This window comes from Stenotrophomonas sp. 2YAF22 (genome assembly GCF_052114665.1).
GTDB classification, from domain to species: Bacteria; Pseudomonadota; Gammaproteobacteria; order Xanthomonadales; family Xanthomonadaceae; genus Stenotrophomonas; species Stenotrophomonas indicatrix.
Genome location: NZ_JBFRFE010000144.1, coordinates 1 through 7,797 on the forward strand (window position 1 = coordinate 1; position 7,797 = coordinate 7,797).

General features: G+C 67.3%; 8 protein-coding genes. 1 reads left to right on the plus strand and 7 read right to left on the minus strand.

The genetic code is table 11. From position 1 onward, the window contains the following. From AB4Y84_RS07970 to AB4Y84_RS07990, 5 genes are all read right to left on the minus strand, one after another. On the minus strand, nt 1-494 hold a 494-nt coding region (locus tag AB4Y84_RS07970; protein ID WP_442249963.1), incomplete at its 3' end, for an ATP-binding cassette domain-containing protein. Continuing rightward, complete coding sequence (locus AB4Y84_RS07975; protein WP_100436257.1) at nt 491-1,534, minus strand: FecCD family ABC transporter permease; 1,044 nt, start codon at nt 1,532-1,534, stop codon at nt 491-493. The genes AB4Y84_RS07975 and AB4Y84_RS07970, both read right to left, overlap by 4 nt. Beyond that, on the minus strand, nt 1,531-2,577 hold the full coding sequence (locus tag AB4Y84_RS07980) for a heme/hemin ABC transporter substrate-binding protein (RefSeq protein ID WP_442243520.1): 1,047 nt from the start codon (nt 2,575-2,577) through the stop codon (nt 1,531-1,533). Before AB4Y84_RS07980 ends, AB4Y84_RS07975 begins: the two co-directional genes overlap by 4 nt. 50 nt (nt 2,578-2,627) lie before the next feature. Next, complete coding sequence (locus AB4Y84_RS07985) at nt 2,628-4,007, minus strand: YncE family protein (RefSeq protein WP_442243519.1); 1,380 nt, start codon at nt 4,005-4,007, stop codon at nt 2,628-2,630. Nucleotides 4,008-4,128: 121 nt separating this feature from the next. After that, nucleotides 4,129-5,157, minus strand: coding sequence for an alpha/beta hydrolase (locus tag AB4Y84_RS07990; protein ID WP_363733210.1), 1,029 nt, complete (start codon nt 5,155-5,157; stop codon nt 4,129-4,131). Nucleotides 5,158-5,415: 258 nt separating this feature from the next. Between AB4Y84_RS07990 and AB4Y84_RS07995 the strand changes: the two genes are divergently transcribed. Beyond that, nucleotides 5,416-5,790, plus strand: a complete 375-nt coding sequence (locus AB4Y84_RS07995; RefSeq protein WP_363733208.1) for a hypothetical protein — start codon at nt 5,416-5,418, stop codon at nt 5,788-5,790. Between the two features lie 84 nt (nt 5,791-5,874). On the opposite strand, the gene AB4Y84_RS08000 is transcribed toward AB4Y84_RS07995, so the two are convergent. Continuing rightward, nucleotides 5,875-6,276 carry a DUF805 domain-containing protein gene (locus tag AB4Y84_RS08000; protein ID WP_180167028.1) on the minus strand — a complete coding sequence of 134 codons (402 nt, stop codon included), beginning with the start codon at nt 6,274-6,276 and terminating at the stop codon, nt 5,875-5,877. An 87-nt stretch (nt 6,277-6,363) separates the two neighbouring features. Continuing rightward, complete coding sequence (locus AB4Y84_RS08005; protein WP_442249964.1) at nt 6,364-7,662, minus strand: replication-associated recombination protein A; 1,299 nt, start codon at nt 7,660-7,662, stop codon at nt 6,364-6,366. Nucleotides 7,663-7,797 lie beyond the last annotated feature (135 nt).

Here is a 7,797-nt window from a genome sequence, read left to right on the forward strand (position 1 = left end):
GCCGTGGGCTCATCCAGCAGCAGCAAGGGCGTGTCCTGTGCCAGCACGCGGGCGAAGGTGGTCCGCGCCGATTCACCGCCCGACAGCTGCTGCACTTCGCGCAGGCGAAGTGCCTGCAGTTCGGCGGCGTCGATCGCGCGTTCCACCTGCGCATCGTCCGCCTGCGGGTCCGGTGGATGCGGCAGGCGCCCCATTGCCACGACTTCTTCCACGCTGAAGGCGAAGCGCACGCCGTGCTCCTGCGGCATCACCGCACGCTCGCGTGCCAGCGGCCCGGCTTTGTAGTCGCGCAGCGGACGTCCGTGCAGATGCACGTCGCCACCGTCTGCGCGCAGATCGCCGGCCGCCACGCCCAGCAGGGTGGACTTGCCGGCACCATTGGGCCCCACCAGCGCCGTCACCGTGCGCGGCTGGAACGCAAGGGTGATGCCATGCAGGATCTCGCGCTGCTGGCGGCGCACCACCACGTCGCGCAATTGCAGAAAAGCGCTCATGCGGCTGCCTTGCGACGCTGCTGCARCACCAGCCACAGGAAGAACGGCGCGCCCAGCGCGGCGGAGAACAGGCCCAGTGGAATCTCGGCAGGCGGGTCCAATGTGCGCGCAGCGGTGTCGGCCACCACGATCAGCAGCGCCCCCAACAGCCCCGACAACGGCAGCAGCCAGCGATGGCCGGGACCAACCAGCAAACGTGCCACGTGCGGCACCACCAGGCCGACAAAGCTGATCGAACCGGCGAACGCGACCGCAGCACCGACCAGCAGCGCACTGAACGCCACCAGCAGGCGTCGCGTACGCGCCACATCCAGCCCCAGGTGCTGAGCCTGACGCTCACCCAGCGCCAGCATGTCCAGCGGCGTGGCCAGGCGCTGCAGCGCGAACGCACCGATGGCAAACAGCGGCAGCACCGCCACCACATCAGCCCAGTTCGCCCGCGCCAACGAACCCATCTGCCAGAACACCAGCGATTGCAGCTCGCTTTCGTTGGCGATGTAGGTCAGGAAACCGATCAGTGCAGAGCAAAATGCCGCCATCGCAATACCCACCAGCAACAGCGTGGCATTGCCGCTGCCCTTGCCCGGCCGTGCCAGCGCGTAGGTCAACCCGATCGCGGCAGCACCGCCTCCGAATGCCGCCACCGGCACCAGCCAGCCGGCTGCGCCTGCCGCACCGAGCACGATCGCCGCCACCGCGCCCAACGCAGCGCCCTGGCTGACGCCGACGATGCCCGGATCGGCCAGTGGATTGCCGAACAGTCCCTGCAGGCTGGCGCCGGCCATCGCCAGCGCCGCCCCCACCATGGCCCCCAGCAGCGCACGCGGAATGCGCAGCTGCCACACCACGGCCAGGTCACGGCTGCTGACCGATTGCGGATCCAGCAGGCCCAGCTTCACCGCCAGTGCCTGCATCACTTCCAGCGGTGGCAAGCGCAGCGGCCCCACGGCGAACGACGCCAGCACCGCGCCCAGCAGCGCGAGCAGCGCAATCAACAACATCGTCCGCCCACGACGGCGGCGTCGATCCGCAGGGCTCATGCCTTCGGCAGCGCCGCCAGCGCTTGCGCCAGGGCCAATGCGCCCGCACCGGAACCGATGCTGGCGTACTTCAACTGTGCATCCGGCATCACCCAGACCCGGTTGGCCTGTCCGGCCGGGGTCTGCTTCAGCGTCGGGTACGCCTTCCACAGGCCTTCGGCACCACCGAACAGCTGCAGGTCGTGCTCGGTCACCAGGATCACTTCCGGTGCCGCCGCGACCACGCCTTCGTTGCTCAGCTGCGAATAGTTGGCCACGCCGGCCTCGGTGCCGATGTTCAGGCCGCCGGCCAGTGCGATCAGCTTGGCCGATGCGCTGTCGGCACCGGCCACGGTCGGCGAGCCGCCCGCACCCGTCGCGGACACATGAATCACCCGCGGCGCATGCCCCAGGCCCTTGCCGATGGCAGCGGCCTCATCCAGCTGGCGCTGCACCTGCGTGGCCAGGGTCTGCCCTGCATCGCCCACGCCAAGCACGGCGGCGATCTTGCGCACCTTGTCCGGCGCCGGCTGCAGGTCGTCGATCACCACCGCGGGCTCGCCCACTTCGCGCAGCTTCTTAGCCAGTTCGGTGTGGCGACGCAGGCTGTTGCCGATGAACAGCGACCCTTGCAGGCTCAGCACGCCTTCCACGCCGGTTGTGCGGTTGAACAGGAACTGATGCGGCGCAGCCAGGCCGGCCTGGGTGGTGGTGTTGGTCGGCGCGGCGAATACCTGCTTGCCCAGCCCCAGCGCTTCGATCACCGCAATGATGTCGTCACCGCCGGCAATGATCCGGCTGGTGTCATCCACCTCAACACTGGCGCCATCGTCGGACTGCACCTTGGTCGGCAGCAGCACCTGCTGCCCCGGCAGGGTCGGCACGTCATTGCCCGCCACGCGCTGCCAGCCTGCGGGCAACGCCCCAGCCTCGGCGGTGGCAGCAGTTGGCGCAGCGGCCCCGGAACTGCTCGGCGACGGCGGCGCCTTGTCGCCACAGGCGGCCAGCACCAATGAAACGGCAATCGGGAGCGCGCACTGGCGCAGGCGGGAAGCGATGTTCATGCAGGTTCTCCTTGCTGGCAGGGCGGCGGGGTGCCGCCCTGCCCTGTGGCTTACGGCTGGCGCAGGCTGATGCGGGTGATGCGGTCACCCTTCGGATCTTCAGCGCCACGCGACTTGTTCACGGCGAAGACATTGCCCTTGCCATCGGCGCGGACGTGATTGGGGAAGGTGCCGCCATCGAGGTTGCCGACCACCTTGCCATCACGGTCGACGGCAGTGACGGTGCCGGCACCGCGATTGGTGACGTAGGCCAGGCCACTCTTCGCATCGAAGGCCACGTTCAGTGCACCGGCGCCGACCGGCACGTCGTGCACGACCTTGCCGCTTGCCACGTCGACGATCAGCAGGTTGTCGGTGCCCTGCGAGGCCACGTAGAGGCGGTTGCGCTCGGCATCGAAGGCAACGCCCGAAGCGCTGATCGAATTGCCCAGATCGATGACCTTGTCGACCTTGCCGCTGGCCACATCGATCACCGCCGCTTCCGGCGTACCGATGCTGACCGTGAACAGCTTGCCGCTGGGCTCATCCAGCACCAGGCTCATCGGCACGAACTTCTCATCGTCCACGCCCGAGGCCAGGGTGATCGGCTCCAGTGCCTTCAGCGTCTTCGCATCGAACACCGACAAATGGTCCTCACCGGCGGCCGAGGCGAACACTTTGCCGTGCGTGCTGTCGACCACCACGTCGCGGGCGTGCGGCACGGCGCCGACCGGGAACTGGTGGACCAGCGACAGATCCGCCTGGCGATAGACGGCCACGGTGTCCTGGCGGGTGTTGCTGACCCAGACGTTGCCATTGGCATCATCCACGCCCACGCCGTACACCGCGAACACGGCACCGTTGGTGCTGCCCGGCACCTGCGCCGGGGTGATGGCCTTGGTCACCTTCAGCGACTTCGGGTCCAGCTTCAGCAGCTGCGACTGGGTGACCGGCGGGCGACCGACGGCCGAGGTGACGAACACTGCGTTGCTGGCGGCGCTGTAGGCCGACTGGTACAGGCCCGGCACCAGCTTGTTGGACTGGGTGGCGAACTGCGCCTGGCCCGACAGCGGCAACTGCGGCGACACGCGCAGCTTCAGCACGGTTGCGGCGGCCGGCTGGCTGGCGCGCACCACCACCGGGTGGGTGCCCGGCACCGCGTCGGCCGGAATGGCCAGCTGGGTCTTGAAGTTGCCATCGGCATCGACCACCACCGGCTGGATGTTGAGCACGGTATCGCCGCGCAGCAGGCTGACCTGCTGGCCCGGCACGAAGCCGCGGCCAGTGACATCGGCGGTGCTGCCGGGAACCACGTTCTCACCGCGTGAGACAACCTGGCCCTTGAAGGTGGCGCTGGCCGGCTGGTCGAACACCGGCTGCGCGGTGGCGGTCACTGCCAGCAGCAGGCCGGCAGCCAGGGAAGTGAGACGGAAAGACGGACGGAACGACATGGAAGGCTCCTTGCACACGTAGGCCGCGCCTCGTGGCGCGGGATTCATCGGTTGCCTTGGCCGCTGCACATCGACAGTCCGCCTGGGTAGTGGGGTCGCACGGCATGGCCATGCGAGGGATTCATTCGGCGGCGTTGTCACCACCGGTTGGCTGGCCGTCACCGGCGCTGCGATCGGTCACGCCGTACAGCTCATGCAGGGCTGCGTGGAAGGACGCCGGCAGCATTGGGCCGTGACCAAGGCCGGGGAACTCGCGGTACTGCACGCTCAGCCCCGGCACCTGGCCCAGGCGTTCGGACAGCTGCATTGCCGCATCCGGGGTGGCACCACCAATGCGTCGCAGATGCGCGACCACGCGCGGATTGCTCATATCACGCTTGCCGCGGTCGCCGACGCGCTCGGCGCCGCCGAGCATCAGCCACACCTTCGCGTGCTGACCGTGTGCGTTCTGCACGAACTGCTGCTCGACGTCGCCCAGCGGCGCGCCCTGGCTCCACCACAACGACGGACTGGCGCTGAGGTAGTACTGGAAGGCCGCCGGACGGGTGTACAGGCTGCTGAGCACGAACAGACCGCCCAACGAGTGGCCCCACAGCGCCTGCTGCTGGTGATCGATAGTGGCGCGGCGCTCGACTTCAGGCTTGATGCGGCGCTCGATCATGTCCAGGAACGCCGCTGCCCCGCCGCCAACGGCCTGGGTCTTGCCGCTTTCATCATCGGCGCGATCGATCCACGCGGTGTAGTCGCGGGTGCGCGCGGCCGAATCGATGCGTAGATCGTTGTCATAGCCGATCAGCACCAACACCGGCGGCGCCTTGCGTGCAGCCAGCTCGGCCAGCAGCGGCTGGTCCAGCACCATTGCCACGGCGTTGCCGTCCAGCGCGTACAGCACCGGCGCCGGGGTCTTCGAGGCCTTGGCCGGGATCGCGACATTCACCCGCCAGCGGCGTTGCTGGTCGGGGCTGTCGATCACGAAACGCTCGAAGCGGTAGCTGACCGCCGGCTCATCGAGCACGGTCTGGCCCATCTTCTGCAGCGGATTGCGTTGCTGCGCGTATGCGTACGGGGTAGCCAGGAGCAGGCCCATCATCAAGGCGGCCAGGCCGGATACCAGCGGGCCACGGCGCGGTGGCAGGACGGAAGACTTCATCAGTGACGGCGAAAGCGGCACACGGCCACCGGTTCACAAGGGACCGCAGTCTACCTTAAACGCGAATGATTATCACATCGATCAAACGTCACACTGTGTATCACGCGCGCGCCAGCGCTTGCGCCGGAAGTCCGTGTTCATCTACTTTTCCCGCCATCGGGGCGCAGGAATCGCCCCGCCTCCGCGGGTGCCTGCCCGGCCCCTGCCCATCAGCTCCACAACCCCCGTGGGATCGGATCCCATGATTGTGAGAACACCTTGAAGCACAAAGTACTGATCGCACTTGCCGTTGGCCTCCTCGCTCCGCTGGCCGGCCACGCCGCGCCAAGCCTTGCCGGGCTGTATTCGGCCTATGAAGAGGCTGGCTATTCCTCTCTCGGGCTGGAAGAGCTCAACCAGACCGTGCAGTTCACGGCGGTAAGCCTGGGCGCCTCCAGCAACCTGCAGGGCGAGCCGATCCTGGAAGCCGGCGACGAAGATGGCCAGGTATTGGCCCGCCTGACCGCTTCCGATGACGAGCAGAACGCCAAGCTCGCAGCGATGGAGGAAGGCGTCTCCTTCACCGCCAGCTGCACGCTGCAGTTCAGCTCGGGATCGGATTACCTGGCGTTGGGTGACTGCGTTCTGCAGTAAGCAGCTCGGCACCACTGACAGCAGCGCAGAAACGACGAAGCCGGCTCAGAGCCGGCTTCGTTGCATGAGGCGACGTTGGCGACCTCAGGGGCCAGTAGGCACAGGGCCGTACGGGTTGTCCTGCGGCGTGCCTGGCAGCAGCGCAAAGATCAGGATCACCAGGCCACCACCCGGCACCAGGGCCAGCAGATACAGCCAGCCGGACTGGCCGCAGTCATGCAGGCGGCGCACAGTCACTGCGATAAGCGGCACGATCGTGGCCAGCCAGAGCAGACCCACCAGCGCCAGTGCCCCGATCGTGATTCCGGCCATCCAGCTGGAATCGGCGTCCAGGACGAGGCCAGCCACAAGCGCCACCGTCAGCGCGATCAAGCCCACCGCAGTTCCCGCCAGCAACAGGAACAGCTGGAACATCCAGTACTCGCGGCGGTTGGCGCGGCCCTCGAACTGGGCGTAGCGCTTCAACGGCAGAATCATTTCCTGCACGGCATCGTTCCTTGAAAAACGGGGCCGCGCAGTCTGCCAAATGCGCACAGGCAGGGCAATGAGAAGCCCTGCATGAAGCGAACCGGACTATCCGCCCTTCGCTGCCCTCGCCGCCTCGCGCTCAGCGCGCAGCCGGTCCAGCTTTTCCTTCAGCTTGATCTCCAGCCCGCGCGGCACCGGGTTGTAGTACACCCGTTCGCCCATTGCATCGGGGAAGCCGGTCTGGTCCAGCGCGATGCCGCCCTCGGCGTCGTGGTCGTACTGATACTCGGCGCCGTAGCCCAGCTCCTTCATCAGTTTGGTCGGCGCATTGCGCAGGTGCAGCGGCACTTCTTCGGTTCCGCTGTCGCGCACATCGGCCTTGGCCTGGTTGAAGGCGGCATAGCCGGCATTCGACTTGGCGGTGCTGGCCAGGTACAGCACCAGCTGGGCGAAGGCGAGCTCGCCTTCCGGGCTGCCCAGCCGTTCGTAGATGTCCCATGCCTCCAGCGCCATGCTCTGCGCGCGCGGGTCGGCCAGGCCGATGTCTTCGATGGCCATGCGGGTCAGTCGACGTGCCAGATACGACGGATCACAGCCGCCATCAAGCATGCGCGTGAGCCAGTACAGCGCAGCGTCTGGATTGGAGCTGCGCACGGATTTGTGCAGCGCAGAGATCTGGTCGTAGAACTGCTCGCCGCCCTTGTCGAAGCGACGGGTACGGTCAGCCAGCACCTGGGTGAGGGTCTGCGGGGTGATGCGACCACCCTCCCCGCCCGCCAGTTCGGCAGCGATTTCCAGCAGGGTCAGCGCACGACGCACGTCACCATCGGCCGCAGTGGCGATCTCCAGCAGCAGCTCCGGCGCAACCTCGATATGTTCCTCGCCGAGGCCACGCTCACGATCGCCCAACGCACGTTCCAGTGCTTCAACGATGTCGGTCGGCGATACGCCTTCCAGCACGTGCACGCGGCAACGCGACAGCAGCGCGGAGTTCAGCTCGAACGACGGGTTCTCGGTGGTGGCGCCGACGAACAGGATGGTGCCGCGCTCGATATGCGGCAGGAACGCATCCTGCTGTGCCTTGTTGAAACGGTGCACTTCGTCGACGAACAGCACGGTACGACGGCCTTCGGCGAAGCGCTGCGCCGCCTCGGCCAGCACCTGGCGCACCTCCGGCAGGCCGGACAGCACTGCGGAAATGGCACGGAATTCGGCGTYGGAGTATTCAGCCAGCAGCAACGCCAGCGTGGTCTTGCCGCAGCCCGGCGGCCCCCACAGGATCATCGAATGCACGCGCCCGGATTCAACCGCGCGGCGCAGCGCGCTCTCCGGCGCGAGCAGACGCTTCTGCCCGACCATTTCGTCCAGGGTGCGGGGGCGCATGCGCTCGGCCAGCGGGCGCATGTGTTCCCGATCGACACTCAGCAGATCGGGTCCGGGGAATGAAGTGGAGCGATGTCTTGGCACGTGCTCATTGTACCGCGAGAGCGTGCCAACCAAGGGTCAGGTACCGGTAGTGCCGGCCGCTGGCCGGCAACC

Coding starts and splice junctions, on each gene's coding strand:
- AB4Y84_RS07980 (WP_442243520.1), bottom strand. CDS start 2,577: ATGAACATCGCTTCCCGCCTGCGCCAGTGCGCGCTCCCGATTGCCGTT.
- AB4Y84_RS07985 (WP_442243519.1), bottom strand. CDS start 4,007: ATGTCGTTCCGTCCGTCTTTCCGTCTCACTTCCCTGGCTGCCGGCCTG.
- AB4Y84_RS07990 (WP_363733210.1), bottom strand. CDS start 5,157: ATGAAGTCTTCCGTCCTGCCACCGCGCCGTGGCCCGCTGGTATCCGGC.